General features: G+C 40.5%; 20 protein-coding genes. 13 read left to right on the top strand and 7 right to left on the bottom strand.

Annotated features, from left to right (window positions below):
• The first annotated feature begins 6 nt into the window (after window positions 1-6).
• On the top strand, window positions 7-909 hold the full coding sequence (locus ABOA58_RS20865) for a sensor histidine kinase (protein ID WP_350299835.1): 903 nt from the start codon (window positions 7-9) through the stop codon (window positions 907-909).
• 65 nt (window positions 910-974) lie between these two features.
• Here ABOA58_RS20865 and ABOA58_RS20860 read toward each other — a convergent pair whose 3' ends face one another.
• Entirely contained in the window at window positions 975-1,946 is a 972-nt protein-coding gene (locus tag ABOA58_RS20860) for a DMT family transporter (protein WP_350299834.1), read from the bottom strand.
• 490 nt (window positions 1,947-2,436) lie between these two features.
• Here ABOA58_RS20860 and ABOA58_RS20855 point away from each other — a divergent pair, with 490 nt between their 5' ends.
• The gene (locus tag ABOA58_RS20855; RefSeq protein ID WP_350299833.1) at window positions 2,437-2,721 is read left to right on the top strand and encodes an AbrB/MazE/SpoVT family DNA-binding domain-containing protein; all 285 of its coding nucleotides are present in this window, start codon (window positions 2,437-2,439) and stop codon (window positions 2,719-2,721) included.
• Between the two features lie 59 nt (window positions 2,722-2,780).
• Here ABOA58_RS20855 and ABOA58_RS20850 read toward each other — a convergent pair whose 3' ends face one another.
• Entirely contained in the window at window positions 2,781-3,218 is a 438-nt protein-coding gene (locus ABOA58_RS20850; protein WP_350299832.1) for a GNAT family N-acetyltransferase, read from the bottom strand.
• A 253-nt stretch (window positions 3,219-3,471) separates the two neighbouring features.
• Here ABOA58_RS20850 and ABOA58_RS20845 point away from each other — a divergent pair, with 253 nt between their 5' ends.
• Window positions 3,472-3,624, top strand: coding sequence for a hypothetical protein (locus ABOA58_RS20845; protein ID WP_350299831.1), 153 nt, complete (start codon window positions 3,472-3,474; stop codon window positions 3,622-3,624).
• Here the strand turns inward: ABOA58_RS20845 and ABOA58_RS20840 are convergent.
• The 3 genes from ABOA58_RS20840 to ABOA58_RS20830 are packed head-to-tail and all read right to left on the bottom strand — an operon-like array spanning window position 3,608 to window position 7,370.
• Window positions 3,608-4,753, bottom strand: coding sequence for a Ger(x)C family spore germination protein (locus ABOA58_RS20840; RefSeq protein WP_350299830.1), 1,146 nt, complete (start codon window positions 4,751-4,753; stop codon window positions 3,608-3,610). The genes ABOA58_RS20845 and ABOA58_RS20840 overlap by 17 nt on opposite strands.
• Window positions 4,754-4,756: 3 nt before the next feature.
• Window positions 4,757-6,241: a spore germination protein gene (locus ABOA58_RS20835; RefSeq protein ID WP_350299829.1), complete on the bottom strand. Its 1,485-nt coding sequence runs from the start codon at window positions 6,239-6,241 to the stop codon at window positions 4,757-4,759.
• On the bottom strand, window positions 6,216-7,370 hold the full coding sequence (locus ABOA58_RS20830) for a GerAB/ArcD/ProY family transporter (protein WP_350299828.1): 1,155 nt from the start codon (window positions 7,368-7,370) through the stop codon (window positions 6,216-6,218). The genes ABOA58_RS20835 and ABOA58_RS20830 overlap by 26 nt, the downstream gene beginning before the upstream one ends.
• 181 nt (window positions 7,371-7,551) lie before the next feature.
• On the opposite strand from ABOA58_RS20830, the gene ABOA58_RS20825 reads away from it, so the two are divergent.
• The 5 genes from ABOA58_RS20825 to ABOA58_RS20805 all read left to right on the top strand — a co-directional run bounded on the left by ABOA58_RS20825 (window position 7,552) and on the right by ABOA58_RS20805 (window position 11,329).
• Window positions 7,552-8,070, top strand: a complete 519-nt coding sequence (locus ABOA58_RS20825; protein WP_434547745.1) for a YfiT family bacillithiol transferase — start codon at window positions 7,552-7,554, stop codon at window positions 8,068-8,070.
• A gap of 2 nt (window positions 8,071-8,072) precedes the next feature.
• On the top strand, window positions 8,073-8,609 hold the full coding sequence (locus ABOA58_RS20820; protein ID WP_350299826.1) for a GNAT family N-acetyltransferase: 537 nt from the start codon (window positions 8,073-8,075) through the stop codon (window positions 8,607-8,609).
• A 23-nt stretch (window positions 8,610-8,632) separates the two neighbouring features.
• On the top strand, window positions 8,633-9,118 hold the full coding sequence (locus ABOA58_RS20815; protein ID WP_350299825.1) for an SRPBCC family protein: 486 nt from the start codon (window positions 8,633-8,635) through the stop codon (window positions 9,116-9,118).
• Window positions 9,119-9,754: 636 nt separating this feature from the next.
• Window positions 9,755-11,005, top strand: a complete 1,251-nt coding sequence (locus ABOA58_RS20810; protein WP_350299824.1) for an MFS transporter — start codon at window positions 9,755-9,757, stop codon at window positions 11,003-11,005.
• Window positions 11,006-11,131: 126 nt separating this feature from the next.
• A complete protein-coding gene (locus tag ABOA58_RS20805; RefSeq protein WP_350299823.1) occupies window positions 11,132-11,329 on the top strand; it encodes a hypothetical protein in 198 nt (65 codons plus the stop codon).
• 559 nt (window positions 11,330-11,888) lie between these two features.
• Here ABOA58_RS20805 and ABOA58_RS20800 read toward each other — a convergent pair.
• The gene (locus ABOA58_RS20800) at window positions 11,889-12,284 is read right to left on the bottom strand and encodes a winged helix-turn-helix transcriptional regulator (RefSeq protein ID WP_350299822.1); all 396 of its coding nucleotides are present in this window, start codon (window positions 12,282-12,284) and stop codon (window positions 11,889-11,891) included.
• Between the two features lie 136 nt (window positions 12,285-12,420).
• On the opposite strand from ABOA58_RS20800, the gene ABOA58_RS20795 reads away from it, so the two are divergent.
• From ABOA58_RS20795 to ABOA58_RS20775, 5 genes are all read left to right on the top strand, one after another.
• Window positions 12,421-12,939, top strand: a complete 519-nt coding sequence (locus ABOA58_RS20795; RefSeq protein WP_350299821.1) for a DJ-1/PfpI family protein — start codon at window positions 12,421-12,423, stop codon at window positions 12,937-12,939.
• Window positions 12,940-13,221: 282 nt separating this feature from the next.
• On the top strand, window positions 13,222-15,303 hold the full coding sequence (locus ABOA58_RS20790; RefSeq protein WP_350299820.1) for a methyl-accepting chemotaxis protein: 2,082 nt from the start codon (window positions 13,222-13,224) through the stop codon (window positions 15,301-15,303).
• 249 nt (window positions 15,304-15,552) lie between these two features.
• Complete coding sequence (locus ABOA58_RS20785; protein WP_350299819.1) at window positions 15,553-16,908, top strand: arsenic transporter; 1,356 nt, start codon at window positions 15,553-15,555, stop codon at window positions 16,906-16,908.
• 24 nt (window positions 16,909-16,932) lie between these two features.
• Window positions 16,933-17,598, top strand: a complete 666-nt coding sequence (locus ABOA58_RS20780; RefSeq protein ID WP_350299818.1) for a DUF2642 domain-containing protein — start codon at window positions 16,933-16,935, stop codon at window positions 17,596-17,598.
• Between the two features lie 694 nt (window positions 17,599-18,292).
• Window positions 18,293-19,495, top strand: coding sequence for a C40 family peptidase (locus ABOA58_RS20775; protein ID WP_350299817.1), 1,203 nt, complete (start codon window positions 18,293-18,295; stop codon window positions 19,493-19,495).
• Here the strand turns inward: ABOA58_RS20775 and ABOA58_RS20770 are convergent.
• The gene (locus tag ABOA58_RS20770) at window positions 19,492-20,130 is read right to left on the bottom strand and encodes a poly-gamma-glutamate hydrolase family protein (RefSeq protein WP_350299816.1); all 639 of its coding nucleotides are present in this window, start codon (window positions 20,128-20,130) and stop codon (window positions 19,492-19,494) included. The two genes, ABOA58_RS20775 and ABOA58_RS20770, sit on opposite strands and share 4 nt — an antisense overlap.
• Window positions 20,131-20,195 lie beyond the last annotated feature (65 nt).

Below are 20,195 nucleotides of genomic sequence, written 5' to 3'. Positions count from 1 at the left end.
AGGCAAATGATTCATTTAACAGTACTATGTATGTTCATAGCGATCGTTTTTCTCTTCCGATTTTTTTTCATGAAGCGAGAAATGAAAAGAATGACGAAACAGCTCCAAGCTTATCGTTATCGATATACAGAAAAGAAATTGGATATTAAATATTTTGATCGGGATATCGAAAAACTGGCAGTCGAAATCAATGGCTATTTTGATTCCATGATGGAGATGAAGGTGGAACAAAAGCGAACGGAAGAGACATTGAAGCAGGCAATTGCCAATATGTCGCATGATCTGCGAACGCCACTAACTTCCATTTTAGGTTATATCCAGCTGTTGGAAGATAAGCACTTAACTTTAGAAGAACGAGCAGAGTATATTGGAATTGTCAAAAGGCGAACGAAAAGATTACAAGATTTGCTCAATGAATTTTTTGAATTATCTATTGTGGAATCCATGGACTATGAGCTGCAGTTTCAAACATTCCAGCTCAATCAGAGTATTTGGGAAGTGCTCATGAACTATTATGATGCATTTCATGAGCTACGGTTACATGTGGATATCGACATGCCAGATGAAGAGATCATGTTATATGGAGATCCATCGGCAGTAAAAAGAGTTGTTGAAAATTTAGTGAGTAATGTTCTTAAGCATGCAAGTGGTGCGGTAGAGTTATCATTAAAGGAAGAATCATCCTCCATTGTCTTTACTATTCGTAATAAAACAGATGTAATGACAGAACAAGATGTTGAGAGAATCTTTGATAGGTTTTATACAGGAGATACAGCAAGAAATAAAAAAGGAACGGGACTAGGGTTATCCATTGCGCAAAGTTTAATGATAAAAATGGATGGTGAGCTTTTTGCCACTTTAAAAAATCATCAATTTATCATGACCTGTCAATGGAAAAAAAGAACGTAGTCAGTTTCTGTTTTCAGGTCGAAAAAGCCCCGAAATATTTATCCGGGGCTTTTTTGACTTGCTATTTAGGCACTCACTGTCCGTTTCCGGGATGAACCTTCTTTTTTATGTGATACATAGCTATGCAGGATCATTCCCATGATGACGATAAAGATACCGAACCACGATAACGGAGAAGGGATAGGTAAAGATAGGAATAGCAATTCGCCAGCTAGGGCAAAAAGGACCTCCATCGATTGTGTAGCTTCGACTGAAGCTAATTTCTGCATATTTCCACTTACCAAATCGGTCGCTTTGAAAAAAAGGACCGTGGCAATGACACCTGAAAATAGTGCGACCAAAAGGGATTGGAAACTCTGCATCTTCGTCGGCGCCCCTACTGTAAAGAAACCGTACAATGAAAGCAGGAACCAGAATGGCAGACTCGCCAAAGTCATTCCCAATACACGCTGGTAAGCATCCAAACGTCCTTCGGATACTTCCATCATTTTGCGATTTCCCAATGGATATGCAAACGAGGCGATGACGATTGGTATCACTCCCAACCAAAGATCGGCCATTGAAATGTGCTTGGTATGTTCCAGCTGCATCAGGATGATTCCTAGCAGGATGATCATGGACATGAGGAGACCTTTCACAGAAATCTTTCCTCTTTGCCTTTCGAGCCCATCTTTCGTTTGGACATTTTCAAAAAACAGCGGCGCAAGCAGCGCACCCGAAATGATCGTGATTTGCCAAGTGCCGGCGATTAGCCATCCAGGTGAGTAGGCGGATGCAAAGCATAAAGGAGCATAAAATAACCCAAAACCGACAAAACTCCAAAGCAGCCAAGGACCTGGTTTTTCTCTCATCACTCGTAAAAGGGGACGCAGATTTTTTCTGCTTAATACGATACAAAACAGAAAAGGCACCATAAAGAAATAACGCAGCGAAGCACTCCATATCCAACTGCCGCCAGACAACTCCATGGCCTGATTCAAAACAAACGTAAATGCAAAAAAGAAAGCAGAACAAATACCTAATATAATCGGACGCAATTGACTCACCTCAATCTGTTTTATGAGTCAGTAAGACTCTGGAAGGATGGCAATCGTTTCGGCTTTCTGGAAGATTTATCAGAAATATCTACTGTGTCAATTTTCGCAATATTATAAGCGATCAATTTAAATTGTCCTTCAAAAGCAAAAGAAAATCAACAGGATTCTTTTAGGCTAGCGAAATTCATTCTCTTATGATTCGACATGGAATGAAAGAATGCTTGTTGGAATTAAATGAAGATGTTTCCATTTTAATGTTTTAATTAACAAAATGTACCAACTTTGCAAGCGAAAAACGTTGTTATGACGCTTGTTTTGAAGGGATTACTAATAATTTATATAAAAATCATATAGATGCAGATAATATACGAAGATACGAGAATTGACGAATATGGTAGGTAGTGGTATCTTTATAGAAGTGCAAATAATGTCGAATGGTGACGAAATATATAGATGCAACATTCGCAAGAAAGTTAGTGGGGTAAATTAAATGAAATCTACAGGTATTGTACGTAAAGTTGACGAATTAGGACGGGTAGTCATTCCAATTGAACTACGTCGAACATTAGGAATTAATGAGAAAGACGCTCTGGAGATTTATGTAGAACAAGAGCGCATCATCCTTCAAAAATATAAACCAAATATGACTTGTCAGGTTACAGGTGAAGTTTCCGATGACAATATGAAACTTGTTGACGGTAAATTAATACTTAGCCCTGAAGGTGCCGAACTTCTAATTAAAGAAATTCAAGCCAGCATGGAAACTGCTAAATAATTAATATGCTAGATAAATAGCATCCAAGTGTAGGGAGGTTTTCCCTACACTTTTTTATATTAAATGGTGAAATAATAAAAATGATTCGATTCACGGACGAAACCAATTTTTTCATAAAGCTTCTGTGCTTTAACATTATCCTTACCTGTCTCCAGTGAAACCCCTTTGGCACCTGTTTCCCGTGCAAAAGTGATGGCCGCGTTCAATAACTCCTCGCCAAATCCCTTTTTGCGGGCGGACTCCCTCACGAATAAATCATTCAATACCCATGACCGCATCATACTGACAGATGAAAAAGAAGGATATAATTGTACAAAACCAATTGGATTTCCTTCATCAAAGGCCATAAAAACCACAGACTCCCCTTTTGTCAGCCTTTCTCTTAAAAACTCGCTTGCACGACCAGGATCAGAGGTTTGCTCATAAAACACTCTGTATAAATCAAAAAGTTCCGTCAGTGATTCCAGCTCATGTAATGTAGCCTTTTGTATGCTCATAAATGGACCTCCAATTTTAGAATACTCTAAATTTACCATTTAATTATGCTTTTCGACAAATTCTGGAACTCATTTTCCGGCCGAAAATCAGGATGGAGCTCAAAAAGCCACCATCCTGATTTTTTTCATCATGTAGAGGGCTTTTAAACCCAAGTTGATCAGTTAAACTCACGAGATATAAGCGTTACTCGTGAGTTTAGAGCAAATACTCGTAAGTTTGGGCAAAATACTCGTGAGTTTAGAGCAAATACTCGTGAGTTTGGGCAAAATACTCGTGAGTTTAGAGCAAATACTCGTGAGTTTGGGCAAATTACTCGTGAGTTTAGCCGATTTACTCGTGAATGATGCATTACAGGAATTGGCCCTTAAAATCACAAGCCAAACCTTCATTACCGCAGTGGTTTAGCTTCTAATCCGCCTGTGTTAAGGATATGTACCTTTACGTTTATATCATGTATTGAATCCTTATCTAAATAATCCTTAGGCTCTTTTATATGATTCTTTTGCCAGTATTTTGTTTCTTTGATATAAAGGATTTTGCCAAAGTTTAAAGGGTCTGCGTTCTTTTGGAGCCCTGTATTAAACGTTGTTTGGATTTCTTTTTTTATTTGGCTTTCGAATTTGCGTTTTATTTTCTCGATATCGATTTGGGTATCAAGCCCCAGTATTTTGCCGGATACGTCAATTTCAATATCGAATTTGTACTTTCCATCCTTGAGAACAGGTTTTACTTTATGATCCGGATGGGAGAATGAGGCATAGATGTCTTGCTTATTCATTGTAATGTTCACTGGAGTTTTGTTGGTCCTTTTAGTGAGCCAGCGTACACCGCTCAGTTCCTTTTCAGAGAACCAGGGCTGGGTCACTTTATAGTAAATGACAAATGCACCATCCATATAGAGGCTTTTTCGATTTTTATCTTTTTCCTTCCAAACTTTATCGTTCCAGGAAATGGAGGGTAAAATGGTTGTATATGCTTTTTCCCGCTGGATAGAATAATACCTTTGGACCGTAATGGGTTGGATGAATGATCTAATCCGGTATACATCATCCGGAAAATATAAAGTCGTGTATAAAGGTGACAAATTAAAAAAACCGTTAATGGAGAAAAGCTGTTCCATGGAACTTTTTGTGGCAAAGATATTGGCTGAGTATCTGAGTAATTGGTTTCTGTATATATAATCCACTATTTCTGCGCTTTGCCGATTCAAAACATTTTCACTGATTACAAATGTGGATACATGTCCTATATAGAGAGACTGTTGAGTATTGCGCATTAGTTTATTAATGGCGATCGAAATGGACCGTCCTTTTTGTTTCCCTACGTATACTGGAGGTGCTTGCGTCGGCTTTGCCTCCGTTTTAGCTACCGCAGCGAAGTCTACAAGTTGCGTATAAACAATGTATTCCCCATCTTTGAAGTCTATCCCGATGGCCGTTATATAATGAAAGTCCTGGATCGTTTTTTCATCCCAACAGCCTGAAAGTAATAGGATTAAATGTAGGGTCAACCAAATTTTACAGATGCGGAACATGCCTTACTGCCCCTTTCTCGTCTTATCATCAGCTGCCAAAGATCGCTTACTAATGGAATTCCATGGCCTCTTTATGAATGAATCCAGTATTTTTGTGAACCTAAGCGGGTTCATTCCGCCAATATATGAAACCCCGAATGAATCAAGCCTGGATAGTAAAGTGATAATGGAAAGGAAACCGATTATCAAGCCGTAGATTCCATAAATACAGCTTAGTAACAGCACAAACATTCGCAGAACGGTAACGGCACCTGTTAAAGACTGGTTTACAAGTGTATAAGATGCAACAGAGGTTACGGCAGTGACCACAAGCATGGTTTGTGAGGTCAGTCCTGCCCTTATCGCCGCATCACCGACAATTAGTCCTCCTACAACGGCAACTGTCTGCCCAACCGCTTTAGGTAACCTGACTCCGGATTCACGGAATAATTCAAATAAAATGAGCATGAGTATGAATTCCATCGTGGCAGATAAGGGAAGTCCCAGCCTTGAAAGGGTAATCGTGGCTAGTAACGGGAACGGCACCTGTTCAATATTGAAAGCGGAAATGGATATCCAAAACCCCGGCAATAAAACGGTAATGCCAAGCCCCATAAAGCGAAGAAGTCGCTCAAGGCTTACAAATAGAAAAGGAAGATTCGAATCTTCTGCGGTTTTTATTTGCAATAGTAAGGTAGAAGGGGCCACGATTATCGTTGGCATGCCGTCCACGATTAGAATGAATCTTCCTTGATTGAGTGCTTCGACTACAAAATCAGGGCGACTCGTATAATGAGTGAGTGGAAATATACTATATTTACTGTTAGTGATCAATTCCTCCAATTGTTGGCTGCTCACCAAAATATCAATATCAAGGGAGTTGATTTTCGACCTTACATTTTTAACAAGTTCTTTATTGATGATGTCATCCATGTACATTAGTGCGACTTTCGTTTGACTGCGCCTGCCAACGATAAAGTCTTCATAGGCAAGCGATTTGGTTTTTAGCCGCTTTCTGATTAAAGCTGTATTCATGGATAAATCTTCGACAAATCCATCTCTTGGCCCCCTTACCGAGACCTCAAAGGAAGACTCCTCAGGCTGCCGGTTCGGAACATTGGACAAATTTATTGAAAATAAAGCTTGGGTTGATGGTATGAATAATAAGGCATACCCAGAGAAAATCAGCTGTTGGACGTTATTGAATTCGCTATCAATGGTTACTTTCGTCAGATCTATCAAGGGTTTTAGCTTGTTGATTGCTTCTTCTTCATCGATTCTCTCGTCCAATTCCATCATCTTGTTTAACTTTTCCAAAATTCCCTCGTTCAATAAGCTGATATCGGCCATACCCGAGCAATAAAAAATAAGGACAGGAATGGGTCTTTCGGTTTCTCCGATATAAATCGTGTCAAACTTGATATCTGAACTTGAACTAAATAACTCGCGAAATGTCTCCTCCCTTAATTCAGGCAGGGGTGGCTCATTTTTGGATCGTTTCATTCTCATGTTTTTTCCCCTCCTTCGAACTAATGAAAGTGCCGATAAACAAAAAGGCGGACAAAAGTAATAGGAAATAAAAAGCACCAGGGTAATAAAAAGTTTGGGTTACATGCAAAAACTTGAAATTACTGAATGGTACGATGGAGATGACGACCATAAGAAAGCCTACAGCAAAAAGAATTCCGACCTTCATTTTGTCCGTTTTCCTATTAAAGACTTCCGTTATTAAGAATAATGCCAGCGAAACACGGATATAGGCACCAGCAAGCCACTGATAAATCGAAAAGAAATCTGTATGTTCAATATATTTTCCAATAGTCAGCAATCGCCACTGTTCATAGGCAGGGTACCTCATGGCTTCGGCTAAGGTCGGTCCGAATTCAGCGAGTGCAGCTGTTAATGGGCCGAGAAGTAAAAACACTAAACCGAGACATATGAAAACCAATACTTTCCGACTGATTTTATCAGAAAGCTTTTCCTGGAAAAAGGCGATTAAAATCAGTTCTGCAAGACCATAACCAGAATATTGCAGGGTCTTAACGCCATGAAAATAGCCATTCTCGAAAAGGGGAAGGAGGTGGCTGTAGTCTTTTGTCGGTATATTTCCGGTCGCAACGAATATGCCAAGAATGATGACTATTGGCAATAATACAGAAGAGCAAATTGCGATGGAGCGCATACCAGAATGGGCAAGGAAGATACATAGCAGTGTAAACGGAATGATAATCGCTAAACTTGGGGTTTCAAAAAGAAAGCTTGTCGTGATCCAATCAATCGTTTCCTTTGTAGTGGCCAAAACAAGGCTGATCAGGTAAATCACTATAAAGAATAAGGCGATATTTTTAATATGTTTTCCAAATCTATTTTCAAGCCAATCCGTCAGGGATTGATTATTCATATTCTTGATTATCCTCGATAATATGTAGACCCAAATCGGGATCAACCCAATCATAATGATAGAAAAAATCCAAGCATCCCTTCCGCCGGTGGATAGGAGGAAAGGGATCAAAATAACGTGATTAAGAAGGCCGATTGATAAAAAGAAGATGCTAAGGGTTTGTATCGAACTAATTTTCTTCAAAATGATCCTATCCCCATTTCCATTGTTTAAAGATTGGATTGATGCACATGCCATTCATTTGTTTATGGTTGCTAAATCTGGAAATAGTATACGTGCTAATGATGTGGATTAAATTTCCTTCTGGTTAATGATGAGCAGGAGAACAAAGCAAAGTATGCCGGCAAAAAGGATTTGTCTTAATCGAAGAAGAATATATATAGATGCTATTTTTATTGAACATCTAGGGGGAATGAAGATGGATTTAAGATACCCAATAGGAAAGTTTCAGTTTGACGGGGAGATTACTAGTGGTGTAGCCGAGGGGTGGCTCAACGAGATTAATGCTTTGCCTCGGATGCTGCAGGATGCAGTAGGTAACATGGATGATGAACAGCTTGATACGGCTTATCGTCCTGGAGGATGGACGGTAAGCCAAGTGGTGCATCATGTTGCTGATAGTCATATGAATGCGTATATTCGCTTCAAATTGGCCCTTACGGAAGAAAGTCCGGTCATTAAACCATACGAAGAGGGGCAATGGGCAGAGCTGCCTGATTATGATTTGCCGATTGAAATTTCTCTATCACTAATCGAAGCTGTACATATCCGCATGGGCAAACTTTTATCGGGTCTTCATGCAGACGACATGAGCCGAACATTCATCCATCCCGATTCAGGAGAGGTAACTGTCGGTGAAAATATAGGCATTTATGCATGGCACGGACGCCATCATCTGGCTCATATTACTTCTTTATCAAAGCGCCAGGGATGGTGAATATGACTGAGAAAGGTGTGATTACTGTGAACGCCGATGTGAAAATCGAAGAAATAACATCAATCGAATACCATCTTAATGAACTTTCCGACCTTTTGGTGCAGGTTGTGGATGATGGCGCATCCATAGGTTTTTTACCTCCCATGAAACGGTCTGAGGCGATTGATTATTGGAGTAGTGCCATAAATCCTGATGTGATTCTGTTTGTCGCTAAGTTACAGGGTAAGATAGTCGGGAGTGTACAGTTGCATTTATGTTCAAAGCGGAACGGCGGCCATCGAGCGGAAATCGCAAAATTAATGACGCATACTGGTTATAGACGAAATGGAATAGGACGTTCACTCATGTTAGAGGCTGAGAAAAGGGTCAAGCAAGAGGGACGGACATTATTGTTCCTGGATACAAGGGAAGGAGATCCTTCTAACTCCCTGTATACATCATTGGGATATATTCAGGCAGGCAGGATTCCTGATTATGCGAAATCTGCAAATGGTGAATTACATCCGACCATTTTTTATTATAAAAATAAGATTGGGTAACGAATTAAAAGGGGTGAATCCAAGTGCAAGCTGTCATCGAAAAAGAAGGTAATGGGATTATCGCAAGATTCGATCGCCTGCTCAATCATTCGGTTGAAAAGGTATGGGGTGCTTTAACGGAGAATGATAAGGTTGAAAAGTGGATGTCCAACCTGGAGATGAAGGACCTTCGAAAAGACGGGACCATAAAATTCAATTTCAATGATGGGTCAGGGAAATCTTTTGATATGAAGATCAGGGACTTCCAAGAATCTGCCGTTTTAGATTTTGAATGGGGGGACGGCTGGGTTCGTTTCCAGGTATCCCCTGAAAAGGATGGATGTTCATTAGTATTGAAAGAATCCATCACGCCAGTTAATGATCATACATCAAAGGATTTGGCAGGCTGGCATATATGCCTTGATATGTTTAGTGATTTACTTGATGGTAATCATCAGGACTTCCCGATGGATGAATGGGAAAAAAGGCATAAGGAATATATGGCCGCCGTCAAACGAATTGAAGGATGAATGGAATGTGTGACATGCAGGTGGATACATAAGGAAGCGGAAAAGTGAATTTCGGCCAAAACCGAAGTGACGCTTCTGCCATGAAGGATGTTTTTTATTGATATTCCAGTTGGCTCCATGTTAAGATGACTTTAACTTTTAAGAAATGGAGGTTTTCCTTGTGACATTTATCAGACTGCGTTTCCAATCTTTGAACCGTTAATTGAATACGTTCAAGGGCTCTGCATGTCCGCAGGGTAAATGGGAATGGTCTGTCTATTTTTAAGGAAACCTTCATTTTACGCTTTTGTGAAAAAAGAGACGATTTCAACCTCTTTTTTTGTGTCCAGCTGAAGCCGCGTTAACCTTTGTGATCAAAGGGTTACGCTTTTCCAGTTGACTTTAAAATAGAAGAATTATTAACGGGAGAAATACTTTACCTATCCAAGGAGGTCATAGTGTAAAGTGGTGGATTCCCCATTGTATTGACCAAACCGAAGGCCAGCGGGAAGATTATTTTTTATCGTGAAAATAATCATCCTATCAGGTTTCTTTAGATAGGTTCTGATCCATTTACTCTAAACACAGGCAGATAGCCTGTGTTTTTTTTAGGGCATTAAGAAAAAAATATTGAAAATAGAATGAGGTGTTTAAGAGATGAAATCATTAAATGAACAAGTAAAGGACAATTGGAAAAAGAATATCACTCTTTTTCTAGGCAGTCAGACCATATCCCTCTTTGGTTCGTCCTTGGTTCAGTATGCCATTATGTGGTATATCACGTTGAATACACAGTCGGGTGTCATGATGACGATATCCATCGTTTGTGGTTTCGTGCCTACCTTTATACTGTCCCCAATCGCGGGGGTATGGGCAGACCGCTATAATCGGAAGATGCTGATCATTCTTTCGGATTCATTGATTGCCATTTCAACGCTGATATTGGCCATCTTGTTTTTAATCGGCTACGATGAGCTTTGGCTGCTTTTCGTCATGTCCGCTGTCAGGGCGATAGGAACTGGAATCCAGACTCCTGCAGTCGGGGCCATTCTTCCCCAGCTTGTGCCAGAGGATAAGCTTACGAAGGTGAATGGGACAAATGGAAGCATTCAAGCGCTGGTGATGCTCGTTTCCCCCATGGTGAGCGGCGCGCTGCTTACGATGGCTTCAATCGAAACCATTTTCTTCATTGATGTGATTACAGCTGCAATTGCCATCTTCACTTTGCTGGCATTTTTGAAAATTCCAGCACATGCGAAGGCATTACAAAAGCAAACAACCAGCTATTTCACCGATTTGAAAGAAGGATTCAGTTATATCAGGAATCACGACTTTCTTAAGAAGTTCTTTATATTTTTCGCATTTTTCTTCGTGCTTGCCGCACCTGTTGCATTTCTTACACCGCTTCAGGTCACACGCTCTTTCGGGAATGATGTTTGGCGGTTGACTGCGATAGAAATCACTTTTGCCATCGGAATGATGCTAGGCGGGCTTTTCATGGCTTCGTGGGGAGGCTTTAAAAACAAGATCCATACGATGACACTTGCGAGCCTAATAATTGGGGCCTGTACTTTCGCTCTTGGAATCATCCCCGTTTTTTGGATTTACTTGATCATCATGGGAGTAGTCGGATTGGCGATGCCCATCTTTAATACGCCGTCCATGGTCTTGTTACAGGAGAAAATCGAGGGTGATCTTCTTGGGAGGGTATTTGGTGTTTTAGGGATGATTTCGACTTCGATGATGCCCCTGGGAATGCTAGTATTCGGACCGATATCCGACATCATTAAAATTGAATGGCTACTTATAGGAACTGGTTTATTGCTGTTCATTCAAGGTTTTTTCCTGCTGGGCAGCAAAGTGTTGATCGAAGCCGGAAAACCAATCTCGAAAGATGCCCCCGAGTAATGGTACACGGAATGCCATGTGAGATGAAAATCTGGAGCCAGAAGGGTATGGGATATTAGGCAGCACTCCAGTTATTTATCCTGTAACTCCATGAAAGTCATCATTAGATTGGCTAAGGAGGAAAAGATGGATTTTTTGGGAAAAGTATTTAATTGGATGGTAGTTATCGGAATGATTCTACTTATAGGACGACTGCTTACGATGGCGTTTTTATTTCTGGAAATTCCATTTACGACCTTTTTTAAGGACTACAGTCTCATTTCGATCATCATTTTAATAATAGGTGCAATTGGTCAGCAATTCACCAAGCCGGGTAAAAAGTAAAATGAGTTCACCTTTCCTTTTCATGAAAAGAATCAGCTTCGAATTCACTAGACCGAGATTCTAATGTCGGTCTAGTTTTTTATTTAAAAAATGTTCCAGTTGATTTCAGAAATCCGCTCCCTTTCCGCCGACTGTCTGCCAAGCCTCCTCGACGCAAGCGTCTGCGGTGTCTCGTCTAGCCAGTAATTCGGCAGGAGTGTCGCAAATTTCTTCCATCCATTAAGGGTTTCAGTAAAAAAACATGAAGAATAAACTAGTTTACTTTTAAAATCTTGGTTCGGGCGAGAGCAATTCGAAACTTCCTTTTGCCGAAAAATTGATGGAACCGCCGGACTGTAGACGAATTGGAGAAGAAGAGCCAGTTTCCCTACAATGTTTCTTAAAAAAGAAGTTCCAGTTGATTGGAACGTAAGGTACGAGACTCCTGCGGGAAAAGCGTGGCCAAGGGAGACCCCGCAGGCGAGCGCCGAGGAGGCTCTCGGACCGCCCGCGGAAAGCGAGTGCCTGGAGGCAACGTTCACATTTTACAATGGGCTTTGTTTTTCGGGTCACGAATGCATTATTTATTCACATCATTTTCACTGACGTGCATTTCTTGTTTAATTTCATTCATCCTGTTTTTCCCCCACTCATACATCATTTCAACGATTGGCAGCAAGGTCATTCCAAGGTCAGTCATGGAATATTCGACTTTTGGAGGGATCTCGGGATATACCTCCCGATGGACGACGCCGTCTTCCATAAGTTCACGTAATTGATTCGTTAAGATCTTATGGGATATTTTTGGGAAAAGCCTTTGGAGATCACTGAATCGGTGTGGGCCTTCTACACCTAAATGCCATAGAATGACGATTTTCCATTTGCCGCTGAATATGGATAACGTAAGTTCTTTTTCGCAGTTATAATAGCCGTTTAAGATCTTTTCTTTGATTTCATCTCTTAATGTTTCTGACATGGACATTAGCTCCTTTTTAATTTTACCAGTAACCTTTAGGTAACCTCCGCACAAAAAAGTGCATTCTTCACAGCGCTGATTTCCAGCGTTACAATTTGAGTAGTCATCAGACAATTCAATTCAGGAGGCAAAATATATGAGTAAAAAAGCATTACTAATTATACCACCGGAACGTTTTAATGAAGATGAATTATTTCAGCCGAAAGAAGTTTTGGAAAATACAGGAGTGGCAGTGACGGTAGCAAGTACGAAAACAGGTGAAATAACTGGAGACTATCTAGGCAAGGCGTTGGCAGAGGTGATCTTTTCTGATGTATCAGCAAGTGATTATGATGCAGTTGCTGTAATTGGGGGATCGGGCACGAATGATCACCTATGGGGCAATCAAGAATTGCAAAGCTTTTTGAAACAAGCACATGAACAAAAAGTTCTTGTATCGGGAATTTGTGCAGGTTCTGTAACTGTAGCGAAAACGGGTTTACTTTCTGGCCGCAAAGCTGCTTGTTACCCAGTTGATGTTCAAATTGACGAATTGAAAGCCAATTCCGTTGAATATGCAAAACAGCATGTCGTTGCGCATGATGATATCATTACAGGTGATGGTCCGGATGGTGCAAAAGAATTCGGAGAAAGCTTAGCCGCAGCATTACGCTAAATCTCTTTTTACTGCTGACCTAATTTTCCCATGTGAAACCCTTGGATTATATGTAATCCAAGGGTTTTTTGAATTTGAAAATGCGATAAGTTCTTTATGCCTACGTATTTATCCTTAATTGGCAATTGACAAGGTTTAATTAGGTATATAGTATGTTTATGTGGAAAAATAAAGTAAGTGATCGTAAATAAGGAAGGATCCATTTTGAGCATAAATTGAATCTTTGTTTTCACACAGGTAAGCGAGAGCATTTGCAGGTCAAATAAAAAGGGGAAATTATTAATGAGAAGTTCATCGATTGAAAAGAAAGAAAAAGTGAAGAGGAGGATATCACTCCGGATAAAATGGTTATTATTTATATGTACATCCGTTTTTCTCGCTATAGTCGTATCCGTTTCGATAATGGGGGTAAAAGTGACCTCCATTTTTAAAGAAGATAGTATATCCATCAACAAAAGCTCGGCCCAAAATGCGGCAGCCCAAATCAATTTGAGCATGTCCACGTATGAAAATTCGCTAGAGCAATTATCACAGCTGGTTTCCAATCAAATCAAGAATGGTGATTCAATCAAGGATATCCAAAAAACGTTAGAGGCTTTTCAAAAGAACAATGAGGATTTAATTTCCGTTTATTATATGGATGGATCGGATGGTTCCTTGTATGCTTCGCCCCAAATGGATTTCAATCAGGATGCTAGGGAGACTAAGACTTATACGCAGCTGACTGAAAGACCAGAAACGAAATGGATGGATGTGTATAGAGATGGAGTTTCAGGGATGATCATGACTTCCGTTGTCACGCCCGTTTTATCGGACGGGAAAATGGCAGGAGCCCTTGGTTATGACATCGACCTTTCGACAATCGGGAAAATGAGGACAACCATCGAAAAAGAGTCTACTAGCAATCTGGTTATATTGGATTCACAAGGTTTTATCGTGAGTTCATTCATGCAGGGTATGGACGGGAAGAATATGAATCCTGAAAAAAGCGGCATGGAAGAAGGTGTGGAGGATTTCATGGCGGATTCTGACCGATTCAATTCAGAGTTCAAGTGGGTGGCCGACATGTATAACGGGGACGTCAAGGCGAATCAGGCCTTGACGTTGGATGGTGAAGATTATACAGGTGAATTGAGTACAGTCCCTGAAGTGAACTGGAAGGTTTTGGCGCTCACTCCAGAAAAAATACTACAATCAAAGCTGGATGACATTAATAGAATCGTAGTGATATCAGGTGTTTTAGGTCTTCTATTCGGGACGGCATGTGCTCTTTATCTAGCAGGAAAGTTAACGAAGATCATGGCCGACTTCCAAAAAATCATAGAAAAGACAGCTAGTGGGGATTTAGTGTCCGAATTTGCCATTAAATCCAATGATGAGATTGGGGACTTAAGCAAAAGCTATAACTCGATGCTGGGGAAATTAAGAGGATTGGTTGAGAAGGTAAACGGAAATGCGGAATCGGTGACAAAGGCCAATGCCGGCTTAAGCCAAATAGCTGCTGAGAATAGTGCGGCCATTACTGATGTTTCACGCGCGATAGAAGAGATTGCAGCGGGAGCATCGAATCAATCTGAACAAGTGGAGCATGGTGCGGGCACGATCCAGGTTCTTAGTGGAGAAATCGATGGGTTATCAAAAAAATCGAGGGAGACCCAAACCGTATTGGAGCTTGCATCTGAAAAAATAGAGTCAGGGAAACAACAGGTAAGTGGTTTGGAAACGTCGTACAATAAGCTAGAAATGGCTTTTGCTGCAGTCACAAGCATGAGCTTAAGACTTGTGGAAAAATCAAAAACCATTTCCGATGTCACGAATGCCATCTCGAAAATATCGGAACAAACCAATTTGTTATCTTTGAATGCATCCATAGAAGCGGCAAGGGCAGGTGAGTCCGGCAAAGGATTTGCTGTCGTGGCGAATGAAGTAAGGAGCTTGGCTGATGATTCAAAAGAAGCTACAAAAAACATTCAAGCCATCATCCAAAGCATTCTGTCAGATACAGAGGAATTGCTGAGGACGACCAATGAAACGAATCAAATCAGCAAGGATCAGAAAAATGCCGTGATCACGGTAAGTGAAGCCATGAAAGAGCTGGAGGATTCCGTCGGAAAAATATCCAATTCGATCCAGGAAGAAACACGATCAATTGAAAGCATCAATCAACAGAAAGAAACGGTTATTAAAGTAATAGAAGAAATCACCGCCGTATCTCAGCAAACGACTGCTTCATCAGAAGAAATTGCATCATCGATGGAGGAACAAGCAGCTTCATCCAATGAACTAGCTCAATATACACAGCAGCTAACACAGTTAATAAATGATTTGGAGCATACGCTTGGGGAATTCCAGATAAAGAATTAGAGGAACGGAAAACATAAGCGTTGCGAAAAGGGGAGGCCACTAAGTGGTTTCCCCTTTTTTGTTGTATTGCATTGACCCTGATTTCTGTGAACTGGGCATCTCTCTTTAGTGGACAAAATCACTAGAAGTACAAAAGTACAATTTAGAGGGGCTGGTCAAGTATCCATGCTTTTTTTACAAAGGGGAATAATATATAGGAATCGGACAAGTAGGGTCCAATGGCTCAAGGCCCAAAAAGGGGAGAACAACATGCATTTCGAAATAGGAATGACTATTTTTGTGTTCGTCATGACAATGATAGTTATATTGTGGAGGCCAGGAGGTATCAATGAAGCATGGCCAGCTTCAATCGGTGCAGTGATAATTTTACTGAATGGCACAGTATCCCAAGGCGATATTTTGGATATCATCAATAAAATCGGGGGCGCATCGATCACCATCATGGCAACGATTGTCATGGCAGTCATCTTGGAAAGTTTCGGCTTTTTTCACTGGGCGGCTGCGAGACTTGCGATCCTTGCCCGAGGATCGGGGTATCGTCTGTATTGGTATATTCAATTATTGTGCTTTTTAATGACCTTGTTATTCAATAACGACGGCAGCATCATGATTACGACCCCCATCTTGATCTTGCTTTTGAAAAATCTCAGATTAAAACCGCATGAAGCCATCCCGTATCTTTTGAGTGGAGCATTGATTGCAACAGCTTCAAGTGCGCCAATTGGTGTGAGTAATATTGTTAATTTAATCGCTTTGAAAATTGTGCACATGACGCTTTATATGCATACTGCCATGATGTTTGTACCTGCAACTTTGGGGTTGGTCTTCATGTCATGGTTGATGTTCGTAGTGGTCAAGAAAAAATTGCCCAAGAAACTGCCGAATATTTCTTATGACATAGAGGAAAGTTTCTTCACTAAGAATTTCCACCCCTTAAAGGGGAAAATGACGGTTGAAACAAAAAGGCAACGCACAAAATTCATGTTGAAAGTATTGCTCTATGTGTTCGTGGTGCGCTGTTTACTCTTTGTAGCTTCTTATTTTTCCATTCCAATCGAGTGGGTTGCTGTACTTGGCTCTTTATCTTTACTGATCTGGAGGTGGTACCATTTACGGACAAACCCTGTCGATATTTTAAAAAAGACCCCATGGCACATCCTGATATTCGCATTCTCCATGTATGTGATCATTTATGGTCTACATAATGTAGGCCTTACAGCCATGCTCGTACAGATATGCGAACCGATTGTAAATCAAGGGTTACTGAGTGCGAGCTTTGTCATGGGAGGATTGGTTTCGATGCTATCAAACATCTTCAATAATCATCCAGCATTAATGATAGGTACCATTACCTTAACCGAAATGGGACTGGATCCGATCACATTAAAAACTATCTATCTAGCTAATATAATCGGTAGTGACATGGGATCATTATTATTGCCCATCGGTACTCTTGCCTCACTTATCTGGATGCATATCCTGAAACAAAACAAAGTGAAAATTAAGTGGAAAGATTATTTAAGTGTATCCCTGATAGTCATACCAATAGCGACAGTGGTGACACTGCTCTTATTATTTTATTGGGTGCAAATGATTTTTAGCTGAATAACCCCCTAGGAGGAGATAGTAATGAGTGATGCTTTTGCATTACTGGGTAAACAGATTGATGTCCAAATCTCAGGAAAAAAAACTTTCAAAGGAATTCTAACTGATCTGAGCACGGATATTCTAGTGTTGTTCAATGGACAGCAGTTTTTGTATTTTCCTATGCTGCACGTCCATAGATTCAATCTGAGTACAGAGGTAGATAACGAGATTAAAACTCCCATGGAGTCCCCCATGATGGAAGACATGGCGTCGATTTCCTATCGTAAAACACTAATTAACGCAAAAGGGGTTTTTTCAGAAGTCCATGTAGCTGGACACATTCCTTTACACGGCTATATCACCAATGTTTTCAATGATTACTTTGCATTCTTCTCGCCTGTATATAAAATGATGTATGTCTCGCTGCATCACCTTAAATGGCTTACTCCGTACAATCAAAATGCCACACCCTATACACTCAGTAAAGAGAGTTTTCCCGTTAACCCTTCAGATGTGCCGATGCTGCGTTCTTTGGAAGACCAATTAAAGAAAAATGCAGGAAAGCTAGTAGTATTTGATGGGGGAGAGGACCCGATGAAAATCGGTATGCTTAAAAAAGCGGAAAACAACTTGGTTGAATTAACGACAGCCAATGGGGATCATGTGTTTTTGAAGCTTTCACATATTAAAACGGTGTACATGCCATAGATTCATAGAAACGAGGGGAAGGCGCTTTAAGCTTTCCCCTTATTTTCTTCTGCTAGATGATGGATGATACCAATGGATTCGGGTTCCTGTTCAAAAATCCATCGCCTTCATAATAAATTTTCGTTTGATCTGTAATATAGGAGTCCGATGGGGCCATCAATATTTTTAATCATGTAAAAAACGAGCTCTTTTTTTAGAGATTGCTAAGCTTAATGTGTAGTTCATCCTGTTACAGCAACGTCTGTTTATGCCAAACCTCAAATACGTTGTCCCTCCTAAACTATGTTGAACATCTTCACTCCTATATCGTTAGTACGACTTTATCATCACTGGCCTAATCTAACTTTACCCATTCTGTACAAAAAAATAATAAAATCCTCTAGTAATTCTTCGATTCCAACCATGAACATTTATTTTTCCATGACCTGGGTAGCTCCAGGGAAAGTCACACTGTGACGGTAAAAGAACATAATATAGGAATAATGGTTTATTTTGAAAGTGATTTATTGGATCGGATTGATGATCATTTGTAAAAAATAGGCTAAATGTTTTATAAGGTTCGCCGATAATATTGTTGGGATGAGAGTTAAGGCTCATCTGATTGGGTGGATGGTAGGATAAAAGATTCATATGTTGAAGTTTACTTGAACATCGTATATTTAAAAATATTTCAGCGTATAAAGGAAGGGTTAAAATGTTTAATGGAAAATTAAGCGGTATGATACTTACATTGGTATTCATGGTCAATTTCACTTTTTTACCTGGCTTAAAGGCCGAGGCAGCAGATCCTGTGCATACTGTAACCTCTGGCGAAACGGTTGAATCGATTGCCAAGACATATGAGATATCGGCTGAGCAATTAATGAAAACGAATGGTTTACCGGATGATAAGTTATTTGCGGGCCAAAGGTTGACAATCATTCAAACGGCGTATACTCCTTCCATCTATCAATGGTCGGAGAGAGGAAAAAAAATTGCAAATTATGCGAAATCCTTTATAGGGTTTAAAAAGACAGCTGGAGAGGAGACGCCTGAAAAAGGATTTGATTCGAGCGGATTGATTCATTGGGTGCTTTCCCGGCAAAATGTGCCGGTCGACCGTTTGACAGTAGATGGTTTTTATAAGCAAGGGATGGATACAGCCACTCCGAAAATGGGGGATATTATATTCTTTCTGGAAAAAGACAGCTTAAAAGTCGTGACTGCGGGTATTTATGTCGGCAAAAACCAATTTGTCAATTCTGGATACGGTGCAGAAACGGTTCAGGTGAGATCCACTACAGAAGATTACTTTGCAAAATTCCAAGTGGCTTACAAAACATATACGCCTAAAGGAGAGCATATCGTCCAAACGGGAGAAACGCTTAAAAGTATATCGGAGAATTACAGCATTTCCATGAGTACGATCAAGAGTCGTAACGCTTTAACTACGGATGAGTTGATGCAAGGGCAGTATCTTCAACTATACAGCAACCCGTTATATCCGTTTTATGTAAACCAGGAGGCTGCATATGATAAAGCATATGATGTCATCAAGTATGCATACACTCTACGCGGATTCAACTATGTTTTCGGTGGAGAAGATCCGATGATCGGAATGGATTGCAGCGGATTCATTTATTGGGTCATGAAGGAACAGGGCCTTTCAGTAAAACGGGGTTCTGCAGCAGATTACTTCTCATTGCTGCCCAAAATCGAAAATCCAAAGGCAGGGGATTTAGTGTTTTTTAGGGACACAGGAACAAGGCTGGGTGTGACCCACGTAGGTATTTATCTAGGTGATGGCCGTTTTCTCCATACAACGGAAAACACGGGCGTTCATATCTCCAATCTTTCGTCAGATTATTTTGCCGAGAAATTCGAAAGCTTCGGTCAAGTTGAAAGCCTTATGGACTAAGAAGGCCATTCTATCTGTTTATATTCAAGAGTCGCTTTTTCAATGGCAGTAACGAACCGTTTAAAAAGATCACAGTGATTTACCCTGTTTTTACTGGTAAAGTCATCACCTTTGAAAAAGCTTTTTCTAAGCTTAGTGGAAAGTTCCAATTGCACGCCTGCACCCGTTTTGGATTTGTTGGTGATGTTGTTTACTTTCATCCCTGAAAGGTGCTGCGGTGCATGATCAGTTTGAAATCCAGCTTGGTTGAGGCATTGCTGAAGAAGGTTCTTATATGGTTCGTTCCTTCCGCCAATGTAAACCAGCGCATTATGTACGTCGTAGTGGCCATGAATGGAAAGGGTGGTTTGTGCGTTCGCTGCCATTGAAACGCCGACCGGTTCATTGAACAAGTGGGATGTTATATGGAGGACCTGGTTGCCTCTTGGTTTAAGACCTTCGAATAGATAGGTGCTTGCACAAAGTCTCTCTCCAAGTGCGGCTGCAATATCGCTAGTTCCTGGTTCGATGTTCCCGCCATGTATGGCTAGAACTGCAATATCAGGATTCCTGTGATGAACGATGATGCGGTAATCGAGGTCTTCTTGTTCATTTTGCTCTAGTTCAATAAAATCAGTATAGTTATTTTTCTTCATGGTTAGCCTCCGTATCTGTACTGGTTTTAATCTTTCGCCCTTTGACGGCAAAAATAAAAAAAGCG

Source organism: Peribacillus frigoritolerans, assembly GCF_040250305.1.
In the GTDB taxonomy this organism is placed as follows: Bacteria; Bacillota; Bacilli; order Bacillales; family DSM-1321; genus Peribacillus.
Note: the sequence above shows the minus strand (reverse complement) of the source record. Positions and strands in the feature narration are given on the sequence as shown.